This window comes from Alcaligenes parafaecalis (assembly GCF_026344135.1).
Taxonomy (GTDB): Bacteria; Pseudomonadota; Gammaproteobacteria; order Burkholderiales; family Burkholderiaceae_B; genus Alcaligenes; species Alcaligenes parafaecalis.
Window position 1 is genome coordinate 1,434,935 of record NZ_JAPKNA010000001.1, and the last position, 25,889, is coordinate 1,460,823.

Genomic DNA, 25,889 nt, shown 5'->3' on the forward strand with positions numbered 1-25,889 from the left:
CCCTTTTTTCTGCCTGACTGCGTGGCATAGCCCGCTTTTTACAGACCTTGCACCACGTACATGGTCATTTTGGCAGCGCCTTCACGTGCTTTACGGGCACGACGGTATTCCTCGGAATCGTGGAAAGCCTGAGCCTGTTCCAATGTGTCGAACTCCATCACCACGGTACGCAAAGGCGCATTGCCTTCCAGAGTGACCGTTTCACCGCCACGCACCAACACTTTCACGTTGTGGGTTTTCATGGCGATGCTGGAAAACTCCTGGTACTGCTTGTACTGCTCGGGGTTGGTAACTTCGACATTAGCAATCAAAAATGCGGACATAGTGTCTCCAAACTACGTTTAATAGCCGTGCTGCAAGGCACCGCTGTTTTTAACAATCGAATCGATCTGTTGCAGTGTCCGCAGCAAATCTGCCATCTGCGACAGAGGGACAGCATTCGGGCCGTCAGACAAGGCCTTGTCCGGATCAGGGTGGGTTTCCATGAACACGCCCGACACACCCGCTGCGACAGCAGCACGCGCCAGAACAGGCACAAATTCACGCTGACCACCCGATGTCGTGCCCTGCCCGCCTGGCAACTGCACCGAGTGCGTGGCATCAAACACGACCGGGCAATCCGTTGCACGCATGATCGCCAAGGAGCGCATGTCGGACACCAGATTGTTGTAGCCAAAGGAAGCACCACGCTCACACACCATGATGGTGGAGCCATCCCCGCCCATTTCCATCGCCGCTGCACGGGCCTTTGCCACCACCTGCACCATATCCTGAGGAGCCAGGAACTGGCCCTTCTTGATATTCACGGGTTTCAGGGTAGCGGCACAAGCCTGGATAAAGTCGGTCTGACGGCACAGAAAAGCGGGTGTTTGCAGCACATCCACGACGGCAGCCACATCATCAACCTGATCTTTATCATGCACATCGGTCAGAACCGGCACTTTGTAGTGCGAGCGCACATCCGCCAGAATTTGCAGACCTTCCGCCATGCCGGGACCTCGGTACGACTTGTCCGAACTCCGGTTGGCCTTGTCAAACGAGCTTTTGTAGATAAAGGGGATACCCAGGGCCGAGGTAATCTCGGCAAGTTGACCCGCTGTATCAAACGCCATTTGACGCGATTCAATCACACAAGGGCCAGCGATCAGAAAAAAGGGCCGATCCAGGCCAACGTCGTAACCGCATAAATCCATAATAGACCTCGTTTCAGTATTGCTGCATTCTCCCACATTCCTGACGGCGATGCTGCACTGCAGTGCAGCATGCCTGTCAGCCCAATCGTTCGGAGATTTCGATCAGGTTCAAGTCCGGGTCGCGCACATAGACAGAGCGAATCGGGCCAGTAGCCCCCGTACGCTGCACCGGCCCTTCAATAATGGGCCAGCCTTGTGACTGCAAATGCTCGATTACCTGCTCCAGCGGAATGCTGGCGATAAAACACAGATCCAGCGCCCCCGGCACCGGTAAATGCGCCTTGGGCTCGAACTCCTGCCCGCGCACATGCAAATTGATCTTTTGCGAGCCAAAGCTGAAAGCAATCCGCCCTTGCCCAAAGACTTCCTGCTTCATGCCCAACACGTGCGTATAGAAATGGGTGGTGGCTTGCGGGTCGGTACAGGTCAGCACCAAATGATCCAACTGTTCGATCATGCTTACTCCCAGGAAGGCGGGCAACACATTCTGTCACCCGGAATGAAAAAGCCCGCATAGCGCGGGCCTTTCCAGTCATACCAAATTATCAAGCCGACTTTTTCTGGCGTTCCAGAGCCGCTTTGATATAGCTGGTAAACAGCGGATGGCCATCACGCGGGGTGGAGGTGAATTCCGGATGGAACTGCACGCCCATGAACCAGGGGTGATCTGGCAATTCCATGATTTCTGGCAGGTTCTCGGTAGGAGTACGAGCCGAAATCACCATGCCCACTTCTTCCAGACGTGGCACGTACAAGGTGTTGACCTCGAAACGGTGACGGTGACGTTCGTTCACTTCAGGGCCATAAATGGCTTCAGCACGCGAACCGGGTTTCACCGGGCAACGCTGGGCACCTTTACGCATGGTGCCGCCCAGATCGGAGGAACCGTCACGATGCTCAACCTTGCCTTCGCGGTCAGCCCATTCCGTAATCAGAGCGACAACGGGGTGCACGGCAGAGGGATCGAACTCGGTGGAGTTCGCACCCACCAGATTACCCACATTGCGGGCAAACTCGACTACGGCCAACTGCATGCCCAGGCAGATACCCAGGAATGGCACGCCGTTTTCACGAGCGTATTGAATGGCGCGAATCTTGCCTTCGGTACCACGTTTACCAAAGCCGCCCGGCACCAGAATGGCGTCCAGACCTTTCAGGCAATCCGTACCTTCGTTCTCGATAACCTCGGAATCCAGGTACTCGATATTGATACGGGTACGGGTGTGGATACCGGCGTGAACCAGGGCTTCGCTCAGCGACTTGTAGGACTCCGTCAGGTCTACGTACTTGCCGACCATACCGATACGCACTTCGTGCTCCGGATTTTCCAAGGCTTGTACCAGACGATCCCACATGGACAGATCCGCTGGTGGAGGCGACAGCGCCAGTGCATCACACACCAGGCTATCCAGACCTTGCTTGTGCAGCATGGCCGGAATCTTGTAGATGGAATCCGCATCCCAAACCGAGATCACGGCGTCCATGGGCACGTTGGAGAACAGCGAAATCTTGGCCAGTTCGTCATCAGGAATGATGCGATCAGCACGGCACAGCAAAGCGTGGGGGTGGATACCGATTTCACGCAGTTTCTGTACGGAGTGCTGAGTAGGCTTGGTCTTGAGTTCACCGGCCGATGCAATGAACGGCACCAGTGTCAGGTGAACAAAAGCGGTGTTGTTGCGGCCCAGGCGCAGATTCATCTGGCGGGCAGCTTCCAGGAACGGTTGAGATTCAATATCACCCACTGTGCCGCCAATCTCGACGATGGCAACATCGGCTTCGCCATTGTAAGCAGCCTTGGCGCCACGAATGATGAAGTCCTGGATTTCGTTGGTGATGTGCGGGATAACCTGCACGGTCTTGCCCAGATAGTCGCCGCGACGCTCTTTGCGCAGCACGGATTCGTAAATCTGGCCCGTGGTGAAGTTGTTGACCTTGCGCATGCGAGCGGAAATAAAGCGCTCGTAGTGGCCCAGGTCCAGGTCGGTTTCCGCACCATCCTCAGTAACAAACACTTCACCGTGCTGGAAGGGGCTCATGGTGCCCGGATCTACGTTGATGTAGGGATCCAGCTTGAGCATGGTCACGCGCAGGCCGCGGGACTCCAGGATGGCAGCCAGGGATGCAGCCGCAATACCTTTGCCCAGGGAGGACACAACGCCTCCCGTTACGAATACATATTTGGTGGTCATTATAAAAGGCGCCTGAGGTCAAATCAGGCGATAGCGGGAAATTTGGATTATAACGGCAAGCGCCCATGCTTGGCGACCTGACAAGTGGCATTTCACAGCGGAAATACCACTTGCCTTGCAACTATTGACAACAGAGAGAGCTGGCGATCAGATCGCTTGCGTCCTTTGCTCAAGCCACTTGCGTGCATCACCCTGAACACGCGGCAAGAGGCGTTCACGCACTTGTTGATGATATTCATTGAGCCACTTGCGCTCGGCCACCGTCAGTAGTGCGGCATCTATACAACGCGTATCGATAGGACACAGGGTCAGGGTTTCAAAACGCAGAAACTGCCCGTACTCGCTACGCATGGCCGGGACAGCAGCGACCAGATTTTCGATCCGTATGCCCCACTGACCGGGACGGTACAGCCCGGGCTCATTGGACGTAATCATGCCAGCACGCATGGCGGAATGAGGCCCGATGCGACCGCGCCAGGAAATGGACTGCGGGCCTTCGTGCACATTCATGAAGTAACCCACGCCGTGGCCGGTGCCGTGACCAAAGTCCAGGCCCTGCTCCCACAAAGGCTGACGAGCCAGCACATCAATTTGCTGACCGGCAATGCCTTCGGGAAACACCAGCATGGACAAGGACGCCATGCCTTTGAGCACCAGCGTGAAATCACGAATCTGCTCGACAGATACCTGACCTACCGGCACCACACGGGTAATGTCGGTCGTCCCACCCTGATACTGCCCACCCGAATCGATCAACAGCAAACCATTGCCATCAATGCGGGCATGCGACTGCTGGGTAGCCTGATAGTGCGGCATGGCACCATTGGCGTTATAGGCGGCAATCGTGCCAAAACTGGGGCTGACAAAACCTTCCTGACGGGCACGGGCGGCGCAGATATGTTCATCCACGTCCAGCTCATTCACTTCGCTTTGCTGTTCAAACCAGGCAAAGAACTCGCACAAGGCAGCGCCATCTTTTTCCATGGTTTCACGCACATGATCCAGCTCCGCTTCCGTCTTGCAGGACTTGAGCAATTGAGCGGGGTTGATGTATTCGACCACATTCAAATGCGCTGCCAATTGCGCCACCCAAGCTGTGGTCCGCGCCATATCCAGCAGGATAGGCATGGACGCTGGTAAAGCACGCATGAAGGAGGACAACTCTGCGTAGCCTTGAACCTGGACGCCGTCCAGAGCCAGTGCTTCCTGAATGCCTGCCGACAGCTTGTTGCTATCAACAAACAGGAACGCCTGATCCGGGCCAATCAACAAGTACGACAAAAACACCGGGTTATAAGATACATCGCTGCCGCGCAGATTCAAGGTCCAGGCAATATCATCCAGCGCGCTGAGCAAATGCCAGTGAGTGCCCTGCTCCTGCATGGCAGCTCGAGTACTGTTCAGGTTTTCCTGACGAGTGCGGCAAGCAAAAGGAGGTAAATGCTCCACCACCTGGCCGACAGGCGCTGCAGGTCGGTCTGCCCAGATTGGACTGAGCAGATCGGCTTCCAGGACCCATTCCAGTTCCTGCTCTTGCGTGGCTGTTTTCCAGGCCAGCAAGCTTTGCGCCGAGACCGACTGACTATCCAGGGCCACACGCGACTGGGCGGGCAGATTATTCGCCAGCCAGTCAGCCGGTTCAGGTACACCGGCATCACCCGCACGTTGCAATTGAATGCCACTGCCTTCCAATTCCTTGGCCGCCTGCTCCCAGTAGCGGCTATCGGTCCACAAACCGGCCCAATCTGCCGTCACTACCAAAAGGCCCGCCGAGCCCACAAAACCACTGAGCCATTGACGGCTCTTCCAGCGATCTGGCAGATATTCAGACAGATGGGGATCTGATGTAGGCCAAATGCTGGCCTGCACCGACTGAAATTGCATTTGTTCGCGCAGCGCCTGCAAGCGTGCGGTAACGGGGGTATGGGCCATGCCAACTTCCTTTACATAGACAGCGTTCACGCACCGATCAAACATAAAAAAAGCTCCGACTCGCGCCGAAGCTTTTTTAGCCAGAGAAACCGATCAGGCCACAGCGCTGACGTCCAGCGGGACGCCTGTCTTGGACTGAATGTACTCAAGGCTGACTTCTGGTGCCAACTCAAGCAACTTTAAACCATTTTCCGTCACTTCCATCACTCCCAGATCGGTAATGATGAGGTCAACCACACCCACGCCCGTCAGGGGCAAGGTGCAAGCAGGCAGAATTTTCAGGTCTTCAGTACCGTCTTTCTTGGTGGCTACGTGCTCCATCAGAACCACGACGCGGCCAACGCCAGCGACCAGGTCCATGGCACCGCCCATGCCCTTGATCATCTTGCCGGGAATCATCCAGTTGGCCAGATCGCCCTTTTCCGACACCTGCATGGCGCCCAGAATCGCGATATTGATCTTACCGCCACGAATCATGGCAAACGAATCTGCCGAGGAAAAAATGGACGAGCCGGGCAAGGTGGTGATGGTTTGCTTGCCAGCGTTGATCAGGTCAGCATCAATCTTGTCCTCAGTTGGGAACGGGCCGATACCCAGCAAACCGTTTTCCGACTGCAGCCAGACCTCAATACCCGCAGGCACGTGGTTGGCAACCAGCGTAGGCAAACCGATACCCAGGTTGACGTAAAAGCCGTCCTGAAGCTCCAGAGCGGCGCGTGCCGCCATTTGATCTCTATTCCAAGCCATTATTATCTTGCCTCGCTAATCAGGAAGAACGAACGGTACGCTGTTCAATGCGCTTTTCGGGCTGGGCATTGAGCACGATACGGTGCACGTAAATGCCGGGCAAATGCACATCATCGGGGTCCAGGCTGCCGGTCTCGACAATTTCCTCGACTTCGACAATGGTGATTTTTCCTGCCATCGCCACGTTCGGGTTGAAGTTGCGTGCTGTTTTGCGGAACACCAGGTTGCCACTACGATCGGCCTTGTAGGCTTTGACCAGCGATACGTCCGGCACCAGCGCCTCTTCCATCACATATTGTTGACCGTTGAACTCTCTGATTTCCTTGCCATCGGCCACGATGGTGCCCACACCCGTTGCGGTGAAAAAGGCCGGGATGCCCGCACCGCCAGCACGCAGCTTTTCAGCCAGCGTACCCTGGGGGGTGAAATCCAGTTCCAGTTCGCCCGCCAGATACTGGCGCTCAAACTCTTTGTTCTCGCCCACGTAGGAGGAAATCATCTTGCGGATCTGGCGCGTTTCCAGCAATTGCCCCAAACCAAAGCCATCCACCCCGGCATTATTGCTAATGCAGGTCAGGTTTTTGACTCCACTATCGCGCAGCGCAGCAATCAGCGCTTCGGGGATTCCGCACAGGCCGAAACCACCCACTGCGACTGTCTGTCCGTCGGCAACGACTCCCTGCAACGCCTCCTTGGCGCTTGGATAGACTTTATTCAATTGACTCTCCAATGACTCTTTAATTGGCCTAAACAGCAAACTTTGTCCAATAATGCCGCTGCGCACCATTGGGCGCTATCAGGCATTCTACGACTTGACTATGCTTTCCGTATACGTAAAGCTTAACCCTGAAAAACCGAGTGTATCTGTTTACGCTCATCTTCGGTCCAAGGTTGTGAACCGCCTTGGGGGTTAATGGACACCAGCACGCAACGACCGCGCGCATAAATGACATCGGCTTGATTTGCATCACATACAAAGACTTCCAGCTCAATGCTGCTACCACCGACCTTCAGCAATTTGTGCACAATCCGCACAGTGGCCGGATACAGGATCGAGCGCTGGAAATCCAGGCTGGCATGGGCCAGCACCCCGGTACGTGGCGAAGGTGGCACCATGCCCAGCTTCATCATTAACTGAACACGGGCTTCCTCGATATAGCGGAAGTAAACCGTATTGTTAACATGATTCATGGCGTCCAGATCACCCCAGCGCACGGCAATATCAAAAGTGGCTCCAGCACCAGAATCTACAACTTGTGTCATTACATGCTCTCCTTACTGATATTTACTGATGAACCCAGAGGCAGCCAGATACCGGCTTTTGCCGCTGAACTCAAAACGGGATTGCTCAGACTACAATACAATCGACCGTACGCACAGTACACGAATTTCACCCGCCAACAATCAAGAACAAAGCGCTAAGCCGTAATAGGAGATCAGCAGCAATGTCTGAACGTGAATCGATGGAATATGACGTTATTATCGTCGGCGCTGGCCCTGCAGGCCTGGCTACCGCGATACGTCTGAAACAGCTCGCCCAAGAAAAAGAACAAGAAATCAGCGTCTGTATCCTGGAAAAAGGCGCTGAAGTAGGCGCCCATATCCTGTCTGGCGCCGTGATGGATACGCGCGCCCTGGATGAACTGCTGCCCGACTGGAAAGCGCAAGGCGCTCCCATCTCGGTAGAAGTCACCGAGGACAAATTCCTTTTCCTGACCGAAAAAGGCGCACGCAGCACGCCCATGTGGTTGCTGCCTGACTGCTTTAAAAACCATGGCAATTACATTGTCCGCCTGGGCAATGTCGTGCAATGGATGGGTGAACAGGCCGAGGCCCTGGGCGTGGATATTTTCCCCGGCTTTGCCGCTGCCCACATTCTGTATGACGACAACGGTGCGGTACGCGGCGTCTTGACGGGCGATATGGGTGTGGCCCGTGATGGCACCCACACCGCCCACTACCAGCCCGGCATGGAATTGCTGGCGTCCTACACGATTTTTGCTGAAGGTTCACGCGGCCACCTGGGCCGTCAGTTGACTGAACGCTTCAAGCTGGACGAATCCCGCAATGCCCAAAGCTACGGCATTGGCATTAAAGAGCTGTGGGAAGTGGACCCGTCCCAATCGCAGCCTGGCCTGGTGATTCACACCGCTGGCTGGCCGCTGGATTCGGATACCTACGGTGGCTCCTTCCTGTACCACCTGGATAACAATCTGGTCATGGTCGGTATGGTTGTAGGCCTGGATTACGCCAACCCCTGGTTGTCTCCCTTCGAGGAATTCCAGCGCTACAAAACTCACCCTGCCCTGCGTGCCACCTTTGAAGGCGGCAAGCGCATTGCTTACGGGGCTCGCTCCCTGACAGCGGGTGGTCTGCTGGCTCTGCCCAAGCTCAGTTTCCCCGGTGGCGCTCTGGTCGGTTGTGATGCCGGTTTCCTGAATGCCTCGCGCATCAAGGGCAGCCACGCCGCCATCAAATCCGGCTCCCTGGCCGCTGAAGCAGCCTTCGAGGCTTTGCAGGCTGGCCGCAAGCAAGACGAGTTGTCCCAATATGCAGAGGCATTCAAACAGTCCTGGCTGCATGCCGAACTGGACAAGGCCCGCAACTTCAAACAGTGGTTCAAGAAAGGTCGCTCGATTGCATCGGTCATGACCTTTGTGGAGCAAGGTCTGCTCAAAGGCAAAATGCCCTGGACCCTGCGTAATAACAAACCCGATCACGCCTGTTTGCAGCCTGCCGCCGAGTGCGCACGTATCGACTATCCAAAACCCGATGGCAAGATCACCTTCGATCGTCTGAGTTCCGTGTTTATTTCAAACACCAACCACGAAGAAGATGAACCTGTTCACCTGACGCTGAAAGATCCGTCCGTACCTGTGGCGGTGAACCTGGCTCGTTACGGTGGCCCGGAAGCCCGCTTCTGCCCCGCTGGCGTGTACGAGTTCATCAAGACGGAAACCGGCGACGACAAACTGCAGATCAATGCGCAGAACTGCGTACACTGCAAAACCTGTGACATTAAAGACCCGACCCAGAATATTGTCTGGGTGCCCCCTCAGGGTGGCGAAGGTCCGGTGTACAGCGGCATGTAAAAACAAATCTGGCCTTGGTGCAATCGCCAAGGCCAGATGTTTTTTTGCTGATAAAGAGCCACCCCAAACGGGTGGTTTTTTTATGCCTTGCGACGGGAGCGTGTCGGCCAGTTCACGACAAACAAGCCCAGAAGAATCAAGCCTGTACCCATCAGTTCCAACTGCGTTGGCCACTCATCCAGAATCAGCCAGGCCAACAGAACGGTCAAAGCAGGCACGCCCAGACTGGACATTCCAGCCAGGGTTGCACTGACCCGGCTGACCACCGCCATCCATAGCAGCCAACCCACTCCGGTGGCGATAATCCCCAAATACAGCACACCGCTGAACATCTGCCATTCCATCACAATGGGACGCTGGGGAATCAGGAAACTCAAAGGCAGCACAATCACAATACCCAAAAGGCACTGCCACACTGTGGCATTTAGCAGCTCCACTCGGTGACGCTCAAATAGCTGCTTGGAGAAAACCGCCCCCAAGGCCCAGCTCACGCCACTCAAGGTCGCCAGAACGGAACCGAGTATGCCGCCCATCCCTTCCCAAGGCGCGATCAGGAGCATCAACCCCAGGATGGCAGGCACCATGCCCATAATGTGGCGTTTTTGGGGACGTTGGCCCAACATGGGCCAGGACAAGAGCAAAATCCAGATCGGCATAGTGTAGGCCAGAGCCACCATTTTCCCTGCTCCACCCGCCTGCAAGGAAAACTGGCTCAGCAATTGGAAACCAGTGGTCTGAAAAATAGCGACGCCCAGACTCAGCTTCCAGGGCGTAGGCCGTAAATGCCCGCCTTTAAGACGCAGCACCAGCCATAAAAAAACGAATGCCACCGCATAGCGGGCTGCAATCAGATCGACTGGCCCAATGTAGACGGTCATCGCCTTCATCACGACCCAGCTCATGCCCCAGGTCAGTACCACCAAGCCCATCAGCGCCAAAGCGCCCCTGTCTGCCTGCTGTTCCCCGCTCAAACCTTTCCCCTTTTTTTGAATTCTTGGACCGATGTTTTGACCATGGACTCAATGCTAGGCTAATTCCACATCGAGCAGGTTTTCAGTAACAAAATAATCAAAGGAAATAAAAAAACCCTGGCTCCGAAAAGAAACCAGGGTCAAACAGGAACTACCAAAAAATTTAGTGTGCTTCGGACAACTGATCCAGAATGGCTGGATTTTCCAGTGTGGAAACGTCTTGGGTGATAGGTTCGTTATTGGCGACAAAGCGCAGCAAACGACGCATGATCTTGCCCGAACGTGTCTTGGGCAGGTTTTCACCAAAGCGGATTTCACGTGGTTTGGCGATAGGACCAATTTCCTTGCCCACCCAGTTACGCAGCTCGGCGGCAATCTTGTCGGCTTCTGCGCCCGAGGGCAGATCACCATTCAGCACCACAAAGGCCACAATAGCTTCACCAGTGGTCGGATCTGGCTTGCCGACAACAGCGGCCTCCGCCACCAGCGGGTGTGCCACCAGGGCCGATTCCACTTCCATGGTGCCCAAGCGGTGACCGGATACGTTCAGCACGTCATCGATACGGCCCATGACCCAGAAGTAGCCATCCGCATCACGCTGTGCACCGTCACCAGCCAGGTAATAGCCTTTCAGCTCTGGTGGGAAGTAGCTTTTCACGAAACGGTCGGGATCGCCCCAGATGGTGCGAATCATATTGGGCCACGGTTTGCGAATGACCAGGAAACCACCATTGCCACGTTCAGCTTCGCCACCCACTTCGTCCACAATGGCCACGTCCATGCCGGGGAACGGCAGACCGCAAGAACCGGGTTTCAGGGGTGTTGCACCAGGCAGAGGGGTAATAACGTGACCGCCGGTTTCTGTCTGCCACCAGGTATCCACAATGGGGCAACGCTCGCGACCCACGTTCTTGTAGTACCACATCCAGGCTTCGGGGTTGATAGGCTCACCCACCGAACCAATGATGCGCAAGGTATCCAGATTGTATTGCTTGGGGTGAATGGCCTCGTCCGCTTCGGCCGCCTTGGTCAGCGAACGAATAGCGGTCGGTGCGGTGTAGAACACCGTTACGCCGTGACGCTCAATCATGTTCCAGAAACGGCCTGCATCCGGGTAAGTGGGCACGCCTTCAAACACGACTTGCGTCACGCCAGCAGCCAGAGGGCCGTAGGTGATGAAGGTGTGGCCGGTTACCCAACCGATGTCGGCGGTACACCAGAACACATCGCTGTCTTTGGCGTCGAAGGTCCACTGCACGCTCAGCATGGCACCCAGCAGATAACCTGCCGAGGAGTGCTGCACGCCTTTGGGTTTGCCGGTGGAGCCAGAGGTGTACAGAACAAACAGAGGGTGTTCTGCATTCACGGACACGGCGGGGCAATCGCTGCTTTGACCCTTGACGGCATCTTCCCACCACAGGTCACGACCTTCGTGCCAGGCAACGGGACCGCCTGTGCGCTTGTACACGATCACGTGACGCACGGCTTCGCAGTCGCCGCCGCTCAGGGCTTCGTCAACCGCATTTTTCAGAGGAATGGCACGGCCACCACGACGCTGTTCGTCAGCCGTAATAACCAGGCTGGCGCCTACGTCCACAGCGCGCTCGTGCAAGCTCTTGGCCGAGAAACCACCAAACACGACGGAGTGGGTAATACCCAAACGGGCACATGCCTGCATGGCCACAATGGCTTGCACCGACATGGGCATATAGATCAGGGCGCGTTCGCCGGTTTTGTAGCCCAGGGCTTTCAAACCATTGGCAAACTGACAAACTTGTTCGTACAGCTCGCGGAAGGTCACTTTAGTGACTTCACCACCGTCGGCTTCAAAAATCAGCGCGGTTTTGTTTTCGGTGGGAGTGCCCAGGTGCTTGTCCAGACAGTTGGCCGAGACGTTCAGCTCGCCATCATGGAACCACTTGTAAAACGGGGGCTTGCTGTCGTCCAGAACCTGAGTGAAAGGCTTGGTCCAGACCAAACGATCGCGGGCCAACTCCGCCCAGAAGCCGGGATTGTCCTGCTCGGCTTTCTGGCAAAGTTCCTGGTAGGCCGCCATGCCAGCAATGCTTGCTTCGCGTTCCAGCTTGGGGAACACGGGAAAGACTCGGCTTTCCGACAGGACGGATTCAATAGACGTTGGACCGCTCATGGTGTTGGCTCCTTTATTTTCCAGATTTGGTGTTTTTTATGGGCTGTGCATAGGACAACCCAGCTTAATTTTATATAAACGTAACGCGCCTTACTTACTCAATCCTGACAACTGAGATTGGCTTGATTCTTGGCCAAAATGCCACGTTCAAAATTCAAACGCGACAGGATCAGCAGACCGGCCAGAAAGAACAAACCAGTGCATGCCAAGGCCAAACGATGGTTGCCTCCACTGAGCCAGGTCACCAGACCGTAAGACAGCGGACCACATACAGCGGCCAGTTGAATTGCGAAGGTCCACAAGGCAAAAAACTCGGCCAGACGGCTTTTCGGTGCTAGCAAGCCCACCATTGCCCGGCCCGCACTTTGGCTACTTCCTATACACAAGCCCGCAACGGCAGCCGCCGCCCAGAAACCCGCCAGTGATCGTGTGCTGACTGCAATGGTCACCATCACCAGCCAGGCACATAAGGTCAGCGCCAGCGCTCGGCGATGGCCGATGCGATCTTGAATATGTCCAAACAGCAAAGCCCCCACTGCTGCCGCAATATTCACGGTAAAAATCAGCGTCATGGTTTGCGCCATCGTGAAACCCATGGCCTCTGTCGCATAGACGGCGGACAAAGTAATAATGACGGCAATCCCGGCCTGATAGGCAGCACCGCACAGCAATAAGGTGCGGAAGTCGGGAAAATGCTGATGCACATCGCGCGCCGACGCAATCAAACGGGACAGCATCCCTTGCTGCTTTGCCCCGCTAGGCGCGCTGCGCTCCCGCAAAAACAGAAAAGATGGCAAGGCGGACAAGGCAAACAGAGTGGCGGTAATCAGGGCAATACCCGGCACGTACTCCTGAGCCGTCCAACCCTGCGAGGTCGCCCAGGTCAGAAAAGCCAAAGACAGGCCCAGGGCCAACATGCCACCAAAATAGCCAAAACCCCAGCCCCAACCCGAGACCCGACCCAAGGCTTCAGGCCGGGCGATTTCCGGCAAGAAAGCGCCGATGATGGACTCGCCTATGCAGTAGCAATAATTGGATAAAGCGATGAAAACCAGGGCCCAGACAATGTCATTGGGACCGGCCCAATACAGCATCACCGTAGCCAATACACAACCTATGGTGCTGCTAAACAAAAGCCGCCTTTTGCCTTGACGTGCATCGGCTTTTGCACCGAGCCCAGGCATGGTCAACATGATGCTCAAATAAGAAGCAGATAAAGCCAAGGTCCACGCCAAGGTAGCCCAACTGCGGCCTTCAGCGATAACGCCCACAAAATACGCGCTATAGACACTGGTCAAAATGACGGTGGTGTAGCCAGAGTTTGCGAAATCATACATAGCCCAGGCCCACAACTCGCGCAGCCGAACTCCCTCGTTTAGGGCTTTCCCTAGGGCTTGTCCCATAAATCGCATCATTCAATCCCTATAAATAGTAAAACTTCGCTCTATTTCGCTTATTTTCCGGCAAATCATCAACAAGAGCACTGAACCCATGTACAGAGCCTGAAAACCGCTCCCGACCGCACTTTGAAACAGTATGATTCAATCGCAAAATACCCTGCCACAATGCTTTACGGTGCAATTATCCTCCGGTACACTGCCTAACAATTCAACGTACAGCAACGCCCGGCAAGGTATGCGCTTTTAGCCATACTTACAGCCCTGATACCCATCAATTGCTGCTAATTTCAGCAAAAATAGGCATCAAGGTTGTGCTGCTGCCCACCAAGTCCTTGAAAAAGCCCTGGTTCATGCCGCCACATTACCTGAATCCACCTGCACTTTTGCACATTACCTATCGCAGCGCCAAGTATCTTTTGTTAGCTGGCGCGCTAGCCCTGACAGGGTGTGCCACCACTGGAACTCAACAGTCCAGCCAGGACAAAGATCGTGCGGAACTGGATCACGGCTATTACGCCGATTACGAATTCCAGACCGAGTCCGACCCGCTGGGTACTTATCTGGCCAACCGCGCTCGTAACGACATCAATATTGCTTACAGCAGCGATCGTCGCCAGGGGCGTACCGAAAGCCGCAGTAGCCAAGGTTCTTCCTCTACCCATGGCCTTGCCAACGCCGCCCTTAACTTTCTGGGCGTGAAGTACAGTTTTGGTGGCGACGCCCCCAGCACTGGCTTCGATTGCAGCGGCCTGGTGTCCTACGTGGCTGAAAAATCCCTGGGTTTGAAACTGCCCCGCCAATCCAAAGATATTGCCAAAGAAGGCACCTCGGTTAACCGTAGCGAGCTGCGCAAAGGCGACCTGGTCTTCTTCAATACTCGTGGCGCTCGCTTCTCTCACGTAGGCATTTACTTGGGCGATGACAAATTTGTCCACGCTCCTCGCACGGGTGCCGTTGTACGCGTCGAGAACATGGAAGTCGGTTACTGGAAAAAACGCTATAACGGCGCACGCCGTCTGGCCGCTGCTGATACGCAGCAGTCCGAAACGCGTCTGCGCAGCGTCAAGTAAGACTGCCCTGCTGCCATTTAGGCAGCCCACAAAAAAGCCACTGTTATGAAACAGTGGCTTTTTTTTAATCGGTAAAGATTCCTTCTTGCCCCAGTAAGTCATGCAGCCAGTCTAGTGGCCCTTGGTCTTACCGAGAGGACAAGACTCACAATAACCGCACTGGGTTAAAGCTTGCTTCATGCTACAAACCGAGCGACGGCAGGCGACCACACGAATACCGGACTTCAAGGCAGCAGCACGGAATGTTTTCATGACGTTGTGACCGAGGAAGTCAGTCAGCAAAATCAGCAAATCGGTGCCGGAAGGCAACTGCAGGGTTTTTTTCTGATGAGCAGGATCACGCCCGCTAATATGGTGTTTGATCGAGATATTGTGGATCTTGAGCAAGTCGGGAATATTACCCAGACGGTCTGCTCCAACCACGACAGCACTGACATATTGAGACACGGGAAGCTCCATTGGCTAAGAAAGTTGGATAATGATAATCATTCTTATTATCATAGTCAATTGAGTCGATAGCTTGTTTCAATTTTTACTTATAGCCTTTCTCAATAAGTCCTCCAGCGCTCAAGAAAGGCACTCCAAACGCCCCAACAACAAGGGCCACCGTGATACCACGGTGGCCCTTGTTTCTACCCAAACAGGTGCTGTGAATACCGCCTTACAGCGAGCCACTACCCTGTTTTTCGTCCAGAGCGCTTAGCACGACATCCCGGGTCAATTCCGGTGCCAGCATCTCCAGCAATTCAAAAATATAGTCACGCAGGAAGGCACCGGCTTTCACCGCCACCTTGGTATGGTGAGCACCGAACAAATGCCCCGCTGGCAAGCCCACCAGGCCCTTGTCACGGCGTGGATCAAACGCAATCCCCGCGATGATGCCAATCCCCAGGCCTACGTCCACATAGGTCTTGATCACGTCAGCATCAATGGCCTCCAGCACGATGTCCGGAGTGATCCCGTGTTTGGCAAAGGCCTCATCAATCGAACCTCGACCCGAGAATGCGTGGTCATAGGTGACGATGGGATATTGCGCCAGGGTTTCAATGGATAGCTGTTTGTTGGCAGGCAGATCCGCCAGGGGGTGATCAGGTTTGACCACCACCGTGTGTTCCCAGGTGTAGACCGGCAAAGCCACCAGGCCCGGCGTCAAGGCCAGGGTCTCGGTAGCAATCGCCACGTCAGCCTGTTCATGAATCACCATCTGGGCCAGCACCGGCGGGCTGCCTTCGGCCAAGGACATATGTACCTTGGGAAAGCGGCGGCGGAACTCGGGGATCACCTTGGGCAGCAAATATCGTGCCTGGGCGTGCGTACAAGCAATCACCAAGGTGCCTTCATCGCGGCGGGCGAAGTCGTCGCTGACACGCTTGAGGTTGTCGATCTCGCGCATGATGCGGTCAATCACCTCGGCGACGGCTTCTCCCGGTCGGGTCAGGCCCTTGATGCGTTTACCATGACGTTCAAAAATCTTGATGCCCAGCTCATCTTCAAACTCGATGATCGCTTTGGATACTCCCGGCTGGGAGGTATACAAGGAACGAGCGGCTTCAGTCAGATTGAAGTTACGTCGGATGGTCTCTCGGACAAAGCGGAATTGTTGAATATTCATATGTTAATAGCCCCAGGTACAGGGCTATTATATGTAATAAGAAACGCTTCGCTTATTGCATTAAGTTATATATTTAGATTGAACGATTACGTCATGCTGATTGTTGTATTCATCGTATTGGCATGAGCCTGCCAGCGAGCCGTCACGGTTTTGGTCTGTGTCCAGAACTGAACGGCTTGTTTGCCGTTTGGACCCAGATCGCCCAGCTTGGAAGCACGCGAGCCCGTGAAGCTGAACCAGGCCACAGGCACAGGGATGGGGATGTTGATGCCAATCTGGCCCACATCAATACGGTTCTGGAAGTAACGTGCATGGCCACCATCCTGCGTAAAGATGGACACACCATTGCCGTTGGGGTTGCGGTTGATGAACTGCACCGCTTCTTCCAGGGTGTTGACGCGCACAATGCAGAGCACAGGTCCGAAGATTTCTTCTTCGTAAATGCGCATCTCGGCTTTCACATCGCTAAAGACGGTAGGACCGACGAAGTTGCCACTTTCATAGCCGGACACTTTGACGCCACGGCCATCCAGCAAGAGCTTGGCTCCTTCCTGTACACCAGCTTCAATCAAGGATTCCACACGCTGGCGAGCGCGTGGCGAGACCAGGGGGCCCAAATCAGCCTGACGGTCTGTACCTACATTGACCTTCATGGTGGCGGCGCGTTTGACCAGCTCATCAATCCACTCACCGCTTTCACCCACCATCACTGCGACCGAGATCGCCATGCAGCGCTGACCGGCTGCACCAAAGGCCGCACCCAGCAGTTGGTTAATCGCCACATCGCGATCGGCATCAGGCATCACGATGCAGTGGTTCTTGGCACCCATCATGGCTTGCGAACGCTTGCCAGCTTCAGTGGCGCGGCGGTGAATCTCGGTCCCGACGGCGGTCGAACCAATAAAGGAAACGGCTTTCACTTCTGGGTGGGTCACCAGGGCATTGGCGATATCAGCACCGCCATGCACCACGTTCAGCACACCTGGAGGCAGACCCGCTTCCAGAGCCAGCTCAGCCAACATCAGGCTGGCGCTAGGATCTTGCTCGGAAGGCTTGAGCACAAAGGTATTACCGCAAGCCACGGCCAGCGGGAACATGAAGCAAGGCAGCATAACGGGGAAGTTGAAGGCCGTCACGCCTGCACACACGCCCAAGGGCTGGATCAGGGTGTAGACATCAATACCGCCCGCGGCGTTTTCTGCGTATTCGCCCAACTGCATCGAGGCAATTGAACACGCGTATTCGATCACTTCCAGACCACGGCCCACTTCGCCCTCAGCATCAGGCATGGTTTTGCCGTGCTCACGCGAAATGGCTTCAGCCAGCTTGGTGCTGTTCTCGCGCACCAGGCGCTGCAGATTCAGCATGACGCGCATGCGAGCGCCCTGGCTGGAATGGCGCCAGCTTTCATAGGCTTTGGCCGAGCTGGCAATAATGGTCTCCAGCTCTTCCATCGTGGCGTAAGGCACTTGGGCTACCACTTCCTGGGTGGCTGGATTGAGCACATCGTCCCAACGGGTGCTCTTGGATTGAACATGTTGTCCATCGATCAGCAAAGGTACACGAACCACTTCCGTCATAGCATGTCTCCAATGAATTGCTCAGGCGGCTAAGCCTTGTTTGTTATCCCACTTGTATGAGGGTTCTCATCGAGTGTAGAAGCCTCAAGACCCGTTTACCATGTTGAAAAATGCACAGGAGCTGGGCATTTATGCACAAGTCTTTTTCAAGGCGGGCTCATCAGGATGGACTGGGATAATCTGCGTTATTTTCTGGAAGTGGCTCGCTGCCAACGGATCAGCGTGGCAGCCCAACGGCTGGGGGTGCAGCACAGCACGGTCGCCCGCCGTATCCAGGCCCTGGAACAGGAACTGGGCTTACGCCTGTTTCATAAGTCCACCGTCAGCGGCTATAGCCTGACCAGCGAAGGACAGAATCTTCAGCAACGTATGGAGCCGGTGGAAAGCCGCTTGCTGGCGGCTCGGGATGCGATTACTGGCAAGGCACGGCCTTTGACCGGCAAGCTGCGTCTGGGTTGTACCGAAGCCTTTGGCAGTTATGTTCTGACGCCTTTATTAAGCATTTTTCAGACTCAGTACCCGGAGCTGACTTTAGAGCTGCTGCCCGTCCCCCGCCCGATCAGCTTGTCTCGCCGCGACGCGGATTTGGCGATTGCACTGGAGCGCCCCCAACGTGGGCCGTACTGGTGTACGCGCCTGGCGGATTACAGCTTGCGGCTCTATGCACATCAGGACTATCTGAATGCCCACCCTCCTATCGAAAACGTGCAGGATTTGTCCCAGCATCGCTTTATTGCCTATGTGGATGATCTGGTGTTCAGCGACAGCCTGCGCTATCTGGAAGAAATCGTCAGATCAGCCGCTGTGCGCTTTCGCAGTACCAGCGTGATTGCGCAGTACCAGGCTACCTTGCAGGGGCAAGGGATTGCAGTGCTGCCCTGCTTTCTGGCGAAAACCGATCCTCGCTTGCGCTGCGTTTTACCGAATGAGGTGGAGCTGCGACGCCGTTTCTGGATGTTCTGCCATGAAGAGCAGCGTCAAAACCCTAGCCTGACCCGGCTCTGGCATTTTCTGAAGCAATCGGTGGAAGAGCGGCAAGACCTGCTGGATGGAGCTTAAGCCGCCAAACCGATCAACAAGTCATTCGACAGGAACAAAAAAGGGGCTGAATGCCCCTTTTGCCGATCAAGTTGTTGCTGGCGGTTTCGGTGCCTTGATGCGCAATTTACGCCACATCATGAAGACCATGATCAGCAGGAAGACCGCGTGGACCAGCCACAAACCGATCTCGAAGCCCAATTGCCCGTTACGGATCCAGCCACGCGACAGGTTGATCAGGTTCATGTAGAGCAGACCCACCAGACCGGCCACCAGAATATTACCGGAGCGGCCCATACGCGGGTTCACCGCCCCCAGGGGAATAGCCAGCAATGCCAGATTCAAGGCTGCCAACGGCAAGGCCACGCGCCACATGATTTGCGAGCGCGCCTCGGCATCGTCATCATTGAATAACAAGGTCGTTTGACGCGCCTTGATCTGCTGTTCAGCACGGGCACGGATAGTTTCGGCGGTGTTACCTGCATCACGGCTTTCCAGCCGCATGCCATAGCTTTCAAAGTCCACCATGCGGAACTCGGCCTGGCCAGGCTTCAAGTCGTAGCGATGGCCTTCACTCAAAACCAGGAAGCGGTCGCCATTGGGCTGCTCTTCCATGCGGGCGCTTTGCGCTGTCACAATGCTTAGCCATTGCGGGTCAATCACGCGGGCAATGACATTACCCAGCTCATCGCCGTCTTTCTCGGGCGAATCTGCATAAAACACGCGGGCACCGTCGTCAGACTCGATAAACTGCCCGGCGGTGACTTTGCTCAGATCGGAGCGCTGCTCAAAACGCTGACGGTACTCGGCAATCTGGCGATACGCCCAGGGAGAAGCCTGCAAGGTCAGGACGGCAATCAGGATGGCTGTCGGCACCGCGCACTGCAACACAGGCGTTACCCAGTTTTTCAGGGACAGGCCACTGGCAAACCAGACCACCATTTCAGACTCCCGAAAACTGCGCGTCACGGTCGTCAGCACGGCAATAAACAGGGAAACGGCCAAAATGATCGGCAAAGCGGTAATACTGGAAAAGGCGGCCAGACCCAGCACCACATCAGGCCCAATCGTGCCGTTGGCCGCTTCGCCTAACAAACGCACCAGAAGTACACTAAGCCACACAATCAGCAAAGTGGACAGTACAACGCCACTGTGACTTAAGATTTCGGATACCGCAGAGCGTTTAAATAGAGACATATGAGAATTTGCGAGATAATCGCAGGTACGATTTGCGACACACTGAGGATAGTTGAATGGAATTTAGCACACAGACATCCGCTTCTTTGCACCAAATTAAGACAGCCGCGCTAGGCGTGGGCGTCTTTGCCGAGGGCATTCTAAGCCCCGCAGCGGAACTTATCGACCGCGCCAGTAACGGAGCTGTGAGCGCTGCCGTCAAAGCCGAGTTTAAAGGCAAGCCTAACACCCATCTGGTGCTGCGCAATCTGCCTGGTATTAAGGCCGAACGCGTTATTTTAGTCGGCTTAGGCGCTCAAGAGGAATACAAAGCAGCAACTCATACGCAAGCACAAGCTTGCCTGGCTGCTTATTGCCTCAAGGCTGACCTGAAAGAAGCCGTTTCCGCCCTGGCCAGCATCGATTGCAAAGGCACCACCTTGCGCAGCCGCGCACAGGATGCTGCCGTGGCAGTATGCCGCGCCAGCTACCGCTACACGGCCACGTTCAGCAAGCCAGAACCCGCTCCTCAACTGAGCCAGTTCCTGCTGTGGACAGCCCGCACACAAGCCAGCGAAGCCAAGGCTGGTCTGGAACAAGGCCAGGCCATTGGTAACGGTGTGAACCTGACCCGCCTGCTGGCTGACCTGCCCGGCAATATCTGCACCCCTACCTACCTGGGCAAGACCGCCAAGCAGTTGGCCAAAGAATTCAAGACGCTGAAAGCCGAAGTGCTGGAGCGCAAGCAGATTGAAGCCCTGAAAATGGGTTCTTTCCTGTCGGTAGCCAAAGGCTCGGACGAGCCACCTGCCTTCATCGTGCTGCGCCACACACCGAACACCAAGACCAAACACGAGGACGGCCCTATCGTTCTGGTCGGTAAAGGTCTGACATTTGACTCGGGTGGTATCTCCATCAAGCCAGCCGGCAATATGGACGAGATGAAGTACGACATGGGCGGTGCTGCCAGCGTTCTGGGCACCATGCGCGCCATTGCCGAACTGAATATCGACCGTGAAGTCATTGCTGTGGTCGCTTCGTGCGAAAACATGCCCAGCGGCAGCGCCAACAAACCCGGCGACGTCGTGACCAGCATGTCCGGCCAGACCATCGAAATTCTGAACACGGACGCCGAAGGCCGCCTGGTTCTGTGCGATGCCCTGACCTATGTGGAGCGTTTCAAACCTGCTGCTGTCATCGATATGGCCACCCTGACCGGCGCTTGCGTGGTCGCTCTGGGCCACATCAACAGCGGTCTGTTCTCCACCGACGACGAACTGGCTGAAGAGCTGCTGCAAGCAGGCAAGCAAACGGGCGACACCGCCTGGCGCATGCCTATGGACGACGCCTACCAGGAGCAACTGCGCTCGAACTTTGCAGATATGGCCAATATTGGTGGCCCACCCGCCGGTTCGGTCACCGCCGCTTGCTTCCTGGCCCGCTTCACCAAGGCCTACCGTTGGGCTCACCTGGACATCGCAGGCACCGCCTGGCGTGGTGGCAAGGACAAGGGCGCCACTGGCCGTCCCGTGCCTTTGCTGGTTCAGTACCTGCTTAATCAGTGTCGCTAAGCATGACGACCCGCGTCGATTTCGCTTTCGGCGCACCAGATCGCTTGCGCATGGCCTGCGAGGTCGTGCGCAAGCACTACGAGGCGGGCCGTCAGGTGGTGGTGTATCTGTCCGATGCCCGCCAACTGGCCCGTTTCGACCGTCTGCTCTGGGGTTTTGAATCCACGGCGTTTGTACCCCATGTGGGTGTGGAAGACCCCCTGGCAGCCAGTACCCCTATTTTGCTGACCAGTACGGCCCCTGTGCCCTCCGGTGAGCAAAGCTGGCTATTGAATCTGGATGCCCAATGCCCACCCGGTTTTGAACAATTCCCACGAATTTTGGAAATTGTGTCTGAACGGGAAGCCGACCGTACCCAGGCTCGCGAACGCTGGCGTGTGTACCAGACACAGGGCTGCCAAGTGCATGCTCATAAACTGGGGGCTTGAATAATAAAGAAGATTCTTGATTATTCAGGTAATTGTCAGTTATTCTTGACCACTGATCTCTCTGTATTCTAAGGACTCATCATGAGCGAATTTCGTCAATCAAGCTTGCCTGAGCATAACGGCACCCTGGGCGCCCAGTCGCTGATTGCTCGCAATCGCGTCCTGCGCAACACCTACTGGCTGCTGGCCCTGTCCATGATTCCCACTGTGTTGGGAGCTTTGCTGGGACTGTCTTCCGGCATTAACCGGGTTATGGGCGCCAGCCCAGGCCTGAGCGCCATTGTTTTCCTGGTCGGTGCCTTTGGCCTGATGTTCCTGGTCGAAAAGAACAAGAACAGCTCGCTGGGCGTTGCCCTGCTGATGGCTTTCACCTTCTTCATGGGCATCATGTTGTCCCGCCTGCTGGGCTTTGTCCTGGGCATGGGTAATGGCGCACAACTGATCATGCTGGCCTTTGGCGGTACCGCGGCGGTCTTTGGCACGATGGCTACCATTGCCAGCACCACCAAGCGTGATTTCTCCGGCATGCAGAAATTCCTGTTTGTCGGTGCCGTCATCTTGCTGGTTGCCGCCTTGGCCAACATCTTCCTGCAACTTCCTGCGCTGATGCTGACCATCTCCGTGATGGCTATCGGTATCTTCTCGGCCTTCTTGCTGGTTGACCTGCAGCGTGTCATCAACGGCGGTGAAACCAACTACGTGTCGGCCACCCTGGCGATCTACCTGGACGTCTACAACATTTTCAGCAACCTGCTGATGCTTTTGGGCGTGCTGGGCGGTAACCGCGAATAAGATCGCGAATCCCGCACTCCCCAAGCCCCCTTCTCGAAGGGGGCTTTTTTTATACGGCCAATCCAATGATCCCCCTCTTGGAAAACGCCTCTAGCACCCCATCTTTCAAGTCTTGCTTTCCATTGTTCAGGCCCACCAGACACAAGTCTGGCCCTGTTCAGCACTCCCCATCTGCCAGGATTAATCACCCTGACGAAGCGCCCTGTTTTTCGTGTCCTTGCCAGGACGCGCGGGTATAGTAAACCTTATAGAAAAATTTCCCCTCTGGAGAACACTGGTGGCCGTCTTTGAAACTCAACATATTGTCGATAATCTGCGTGGGGCCCGCGAAGAATGGCGACAGGCGCATCAACGCTTGAATGAGCTTGAAGGCCAGGAATTTCCATCGGTACAAGCCTTGATTCAAGTCACCGAGCAGCTCAAAGGCATTTTGTTTCCCATGCGCCTGGGCAGCCCGGAACTGCGCCGCGAGTACGAAGACCACTTTGTTGGCCACCACCTGGGCCAGGCATTGAACACGCTGCTGCAACAAGCCCGTATCGAACTGCAGCGCGCCGCCCTGCTCAACGGTGCCAAGTACGACCGCGAAACTATTGAAGACCAGGCCCACCAGGCTATTCAATCCTTTGCCAACAAGCTGCCAGAGCTGCGCCGCACGCTGGATCTGGATGTGGTCGCGGCCTACCAGGGTGACCCGGCTGCCCGCAATGTCGACGAAGTGCTCTTGTGCTATCCCGGCCTGCTGGCCATGATTCACCACCGCATTGCCCACGCCCTGACCAATCTGGGCTTGCCCCTGACCGCCCGCATTATTGCGGAACTGGCCCATAGCCAGACCGGCATTGATATTCACCCCGGTGCGCAGATTGATCACTCCTGTTTCATCGACCACGGCACCGGCGTCGTCATTGGCGAAACCGCCATTATCGGCAAGCGGGTACGGATTTATCAGGCTGTTACGCTGGGTGCCAAACGCTTTAGCAAGGATGAAAAAGGCTTGCTGCTCAAAGGCCAGCCTCGTCACCCGATTGTGGAAGACGATGTGGTCATTTACGCTGGTGCCACGATTCTGGGCCGCGTGACACTGGGCGCGGGCTCCACCATTGGCGGTAATGTGTGGATTACCGAGGACGTCGCAGCGGGTTGTTCGGTAACCCAGGCCAATTTGCTGCGTAACCAACCTGACTGCCCGGAGAAACTGCGCTAAGCAGATCACTACGCTTTTAGGCTGCTGAAGCTAACAGGCGATGGCCCCTCTTCTGCACAACGTCTTCAAGTGCAAACAAGAGAGCGCATCCAGGCATAAAAAAAGACTCCTGCTATCAGGAGTCTTTTTTATTCGGGCTCTGGCACAGCCCCGGATTCATCCTGACGGCCACACGAAGCCGTACAGGCGAAAAACTTGGTGTAGACCCAGGTAGGCCCCAGGCCCGAGCATCAAGCCTTGGGAAGCGGCGCAGGCGGCCCTGCTCGCCACATCTTGATGAACCCTTCCACAGCCATCAAGGCAATAGCAACCCAGATCGGGATATAGGTCCACCACTGATTGGCACTCATGGGCTCATCCAGCAGCAAATACGCCACCCAGAACAAGAGCACCGGCTCCACATAACCCAGAATACCGAACAAAGCCAAGGGCAACTGACGACTGGCAGACAGATAGCTGACCAGGGCGACAGAACTGATCAAACCCAACACAGGAACCTGCCAGAACAGACGCGGCTCTGTGGTGAACATGCCCCACATCTGAGTGTCCTGCACAAACAGCAGCCAGCAGGCGGGCAAAAACAGAAAGCTCAGATCAAACCATAAAGACGCCAAGGAGCCCAGGCGCAGATAACGGCGCAGCATGAAGTACGGAGGATATCCCACCACCACGACCGCTGTCGCCCAGGACACACTGCCCACCCGAAACAATTCGTGCAGCACACCCAGCCCGGCCAGCACAACAGCAATCCACTGAATGGTGCTTAATCGGTCCTTGTAGATCACGCGCCCTACCAGCACCATCATCAAGGGCAAAAGAAAGTAGCCCAGGGAGACATCCAGCGCCATTTGATGCAAAGGAGCCCAGACAAAAATCCAGAGCTGCACACCGACTAACACCGCAGCCAATAGCAACAGGGCGAAATAACGCCAGTTCCCCGGCCAGTGGCGCAAGACCCAACGCACTTCCCGCCAACGTCGAGCGCGGGTGATCACCAGCGCCAGAGCGGGCAAGCCCAGCACAATACGCCAGGCAAAAATCTGTTCACCACTTAGCGGATGCAAGACCGTGGCGTAGTAATACAGGCAGGCAAATAAAGCCGAGGCCAGAACAGACAGCAGAACCCCTTGCTTCATGAATGGACCTCGTCCATTTTCTGACGCCGCAAATAGGCCTGCCCCACACTGAACAAACGATCACGTTTGAGCAAGATGTGCGTATCCAGTGCCTGAGCTTCGGGCGTCAGCATCAAGGCAGGCAAACCGTCCAGCAAGCGCTGCATCAGTTCAGGCTGAGCCGCCATATACAGACCCAATAGCTGATCCGGCTCCCACAGGCTGATTCCCAGACGTCGCAGTTCTGAACGATTGAAGTCTTTCAGATTACGGGTCAGGATACCCACCGGCTGATCAGGATAGTGTTGCTGCGCCAAACGGGCGGTGGCGATCACATGCCAGTCCTTGGCATCGGAATAGCGCAAATTCTTCTTGAACTCGCTGCTATCGCCCAAATCCGCCTCGGGGTAACGCTGCTGCAGCTCCTCCCACTGCTCCTCAATGGACGTGGGCATGACCTTCCAAAGGCGGCCCGCATTGCGACGCCATTCATCCCCGATAACCGGGCTCCAGGCAGGTTTGAAAAACTGCTCGTCAGCCAGAGCCAGCAGCAAGCGGCGCAGCACATTGGAGATCAGTACGCAGGTGTCGAGCACCAGCACGGAAGGAAGGGAGACGGCCATA

The 25,889-nt window shown here is 55.7% G+C and carries 24 protein-coding genes; 7 read left to right on the forward strand and 17 right to left on the reverse strand.

The window, feature by feature from the left end; translation table 11 throughout:
- Positions 1-38: 38 nt before the first annotated feature.
- The 8 genes from OSH09_RS06690 to OSH09_RS06725 all read right to left on the reverse strand — a co-directional run bounded on the left by OSH09_RS06690 (position 39) and on the right by OSH09_RS06725 (position 7,327).
- On the reverse strand, positions 39-323 hold the full coding sequence (locus OSH09_RS06690) for a DUF1330 domain-containing protein (RefSeq protein WP_153230618.1): 285 nt from the start codon (positions 321-323) through the stop codon (positions 39-41).
- 18 nt (positions 324-341) lie between these two features.
- Positions 342-1,193 carry a 3-deoxy-8-phosphooctulonate synthase gene (gene kdsA, locus OSH09_RS06695; RefSeq protein WP_207875341.1) on the reverse strand — a complete coding sequence of 284 codons (852 nt, stop codon included), beginning with the start codon at positions 1,191-1,193 and terminating at the stop codon, positions 342-344.
- A 76-nt stretch (positions 1,194-1,269) separates the two neighbouring features.
- Positions 1,270-1,650 (reverse strand): VOC family protein, encoded by a 381-nt coding sequence (locus tag OSH09_RS06700; RefSeq protein WP_266120509.1) that lies wholly within the window; start codon positions 1,648-1,650, stop codon positions 1,270-1,272.
- An 88-nt stretch (positions 1,651-1,738) separates the two neighbouring features.
- Entirely contained in the window at positions 1,739-3,385 is a 1,647-nt protein-coding gene (locus OSH09_RS06705; protein ID WP_207875343.1) for a CTP synthase, read from the reverse strand.
- 147 nt (positions 3,386-3,532) lie between these two features.
- Entirely contained in the window at positions 3,533-5,317 is a 1,785-nt protein-coding gene (locus tag OSH09_RS06710; protein WP_266120510.1) for an aminopeptidase P family protein, read from the reverse strand.
- A 93-nt stretch (positions 5,318-5,410) separates the two neighbouring features.
- Positions 5,411-6,064, reverse strand: coding sequence for a CoA transferase subunit B (locus OSH09_RS06715; RefSeq protein WP_153230622.1), 654 nt, complete (start codon positions 6,062-6,064; stop codon positions 5,411-5,413).
- 19 nt (positions 6,065-6,083) lie between these two features.
- Positions 6,084-6,782: a CoA transferase subunit A gene (locus OSH09_RS06720; protein WP_207875345.1), complete on the reverse strand. Its 699-nt coding sequence runs from the start codon at positions 6,780-6,782 to the stop codon at positions 6,084-6,086.
- 122 nt (positions 6,783-6,904) lie between these two features.
- Positions 6,905-7,327, reverse strand: a complete 423-nt coding sequence (locus OSH09_RS06725; RefSeq protein WP_207875346.1) for an acyl-CoA thioesterase — start codon at positions 7,325-7,327, stop codon at positions 6,905-6,907.
- A gap of 182 nt (positions 7,328-7,509) precedes the next feature.
- Between OSH09_RS06725 and OSH09_RS06730 the strand changes: the two genes are divergently transcribed.
- A complete protein-coding gene (locus tag OSH09_RS06730; protein ID WP_207875347.1) occupies positions 7,510-9,156 on the forward strand; it encodes an electron transfer flavoprotein-ubiquinone oxidoreductase in 1,647 nt (548 codons plus the stop codon).
- 80 nt (positions 9,157-9,236) lie between these two features.
- Here OSH09_RS06730 and OSH09_RS06735 read toward each other — a convergent pair whose 3' ends face one another.
- From OSH09_RS06735 to OSH09_RS06745, 3 genes are all read right to left on the reverse strand, one after another.
- Positions 9,237-10,127, reverse strand: coding sequence for a DMT family transporter (locus OSH09_RS06735; protein WP_243430299.1), 891 nt, complete (start codon positions 10,125-10,127; stop codon positions 9,237-9,239).
- Between the two features lie 163 nt (positions 10,128-10,290).
- Positions 10,291-12,276, reverse strand: a complete 1,986-nt coding sequence (gene acs, locus OSH09_RS06740; protein WP_207875348.1) for an acetate--CoA ligase — start codon at positions 12,274-12,276, stop codon at positions 10,291-10,293.
- 98 nt (positions 12,277-12,374) lie between these two features.
- On the reverse strand, positions 12,375-13,679 hold the full coding sequence (locus tag OSH09_RS06745; RefSeq protein WP_207875349.1) for an MFS transporter: 1,305 nt from the start codon (positions 13,677-13,679) through the stop codon (positions 12,375-12,377).
- Between the two features lie 308 nt (positions 13,680-13,987).
- Between OSH09_RS06745 and OSH09_RS06750 the strand changes: the two genes are divergently transcribed.
- Positions 13,988-14,746 (forward strand): C40 family peptidase, encoded by a 759-nt coding sequence (locus tag OSH09_RS06750; RefSeq protein ID WP_407653289.1) that lies wholly within the window; start codon positions 13,988-13,990, stop codon positions 14,744-14,746.
- 111 nt (positions 14,747-14,857) lie between these two features.
- Here OSH09_RS06750 and OSH09_RS06755 read toward each other — a convergent pair whose 3' ends face one another.
- From OSH09_RS06755 to OSH09_RS06765, 3 genes are all read right to left on the reverse strand, one after another.
- Positions 14,858-15,193: a DUF2325 domain-containing protein gene (locus OSH09_RS06755; RefSeq protein ID WP_266120511.1), complete on the reverse strand. Its 336-nt coding sequence runs from the start codon at positions 15,191-15,193 to the stop codon at positions 14,858-14,860.
- A 214-nt stretch (positions 15,194-15,407) separates the two neighbouring features.
- Positions 15,408-16,358: a CysB family HTH-type transcriptional regulator gene (locus OSH09_RS06760; RefSeq protein ID WP_207875351.1), complete on the reverse strand. Its 951-nt coding sequence runs from the start codon at positions 16,356-16,358 to the stop codon at positions 15,408-15,410.
- Between the two features lie 86 nt (positions 16,359-16,444).
- On the reverse strand, positions 16,445-17,938 hold the full coding sequence (locus OSH09_RS06765) for a CoA-acylating methylmalonate-semialdehyde dehydrogenase (RefSeq protein ID WP_222666931.1): 1,494 nt from the start codon (positions 17,936-17,938) through the stop codon (positions 16,445-16,447).
- 165 nt (positions 17,939-18,103) lie between these two features.
- Between OSH09_RS06765 and OSH09_RS06770 the strand changes: the two genes are divergently transcribed.
- Positions 18,104-18,997 (forward strand): LysR family transcriptional regulator, encoded by an 894-nt coding sequence (locus OSH09_RS06770; protein ID WP_266120512.1) that lies wholly within the window; start codon positions 18,104-18,106, stop codon positions 18,995-18,997.
- A 66-nt stretch (positions 18,998-19,063) separates the two neighbouring features.
- On the opposite strand, the gene lptF is transcribed toward OSH09_RS06770, so the two are convergent.
- Positions 19,064-20,173, reverse strand: coding sequence for an LPS export ABC transporter permease LptF (lptF, locus tag OSH09_RS06775; RefSeq protein WP_207875354.1), 1,110 nt, complete (start codon positions 20,171-20,173; stop codon positions 19,064-19,066).
- 56 nt (positions 20,174-20,229) lie between these two features.
- Here lptF and OSH09_RS06780 point away from each other — a divergent pair, with 56 nt between their 5' ends.
- From OSH09_RS06780 to epsC, 4 genes are all read left to right on the forward strand, one after another.
- Positions 20,230-21,723: a leucyl aminopeptidase gene (locus OSH09_RS06780; protein WP_266120513.1), complete on the forward strand. Its 1,494-nt coding sequence runs from the start codon at positions 20,230-20,232 to the stop codon at positions 21,721-21,723.
- Positions 21,724-21,725: 2 nt separating this feature from the next.
- The gene (locus OSH09_RS06785; RefSeq protein ID WP_207875356.1) at positions 21,726-22,151 is read left to right on the forward strand and encodes a DNA polymerase III subunit chi; all 426 of its coding nucleotides are present in this window, start codon (positions 21,726-21,728) and stop codon (positions 22,149-22,151) included.
- An 81-nt stretch (positions 22,152-22,232) separates the two neighbouring features.
- Positions 22,233-22,943, forward strand: a complete 711-nt coding sequence (locus OSH09_RS06790; protein ID WP_207875357.1) for a Bax inhibitor-1/YccA family protein — start codon at positions 22,233-22,235, stop codon at positions 22,941-22,943.
- A gap of 277 nt (positions 22,944-23,220) precedes the next feature.
- On the forward strand, positions 23,221-24,150 hold the full coding sequence (gene epsC / locus OSH09_RS06795) for a serine O-acetyltransferase EpsC (protein WP_207875358.1): 930 nt from the start codon (positions 23,221-23,223) through the stop codon (positions 24,148-24,150).
- A gap of 230 nt (positions 24,151-24,380) precedes the next feature.
- Here the strand turns inward: epsC and rarD are convergent, their stop codons facing one another.
- Together rarD and OSH09_RS06805 are read right to left on the reverse strand one after the other, a co-directional pair.
- Positions 24,381-25,286 (reverse strand): EamA family transporter RarD, encoded by a 906-nt coding sequence (gene rarD / locus OSH09_RS06800; protein WP_222666928.1) that lies wholly within the window; start codon positions 25,284-25,286, stop codon positions 24,381-24,383.
- Positions 25,283-25,888 (reverse strand): PIN domain-containing protein, encoded by a 606-nt coding sequence (locus OSH09_RS06805; protein ID WP_266120514.1) that lies wholly within the window; start codon positions 25,886-25,888, stop codon positions 25,283-25,285. Before OSH09_RS06805 ends, rarD begins: the two co-directional genes overlap by 4 nt.
- Position 25,889: the final 1 nt, after the last annotated feature.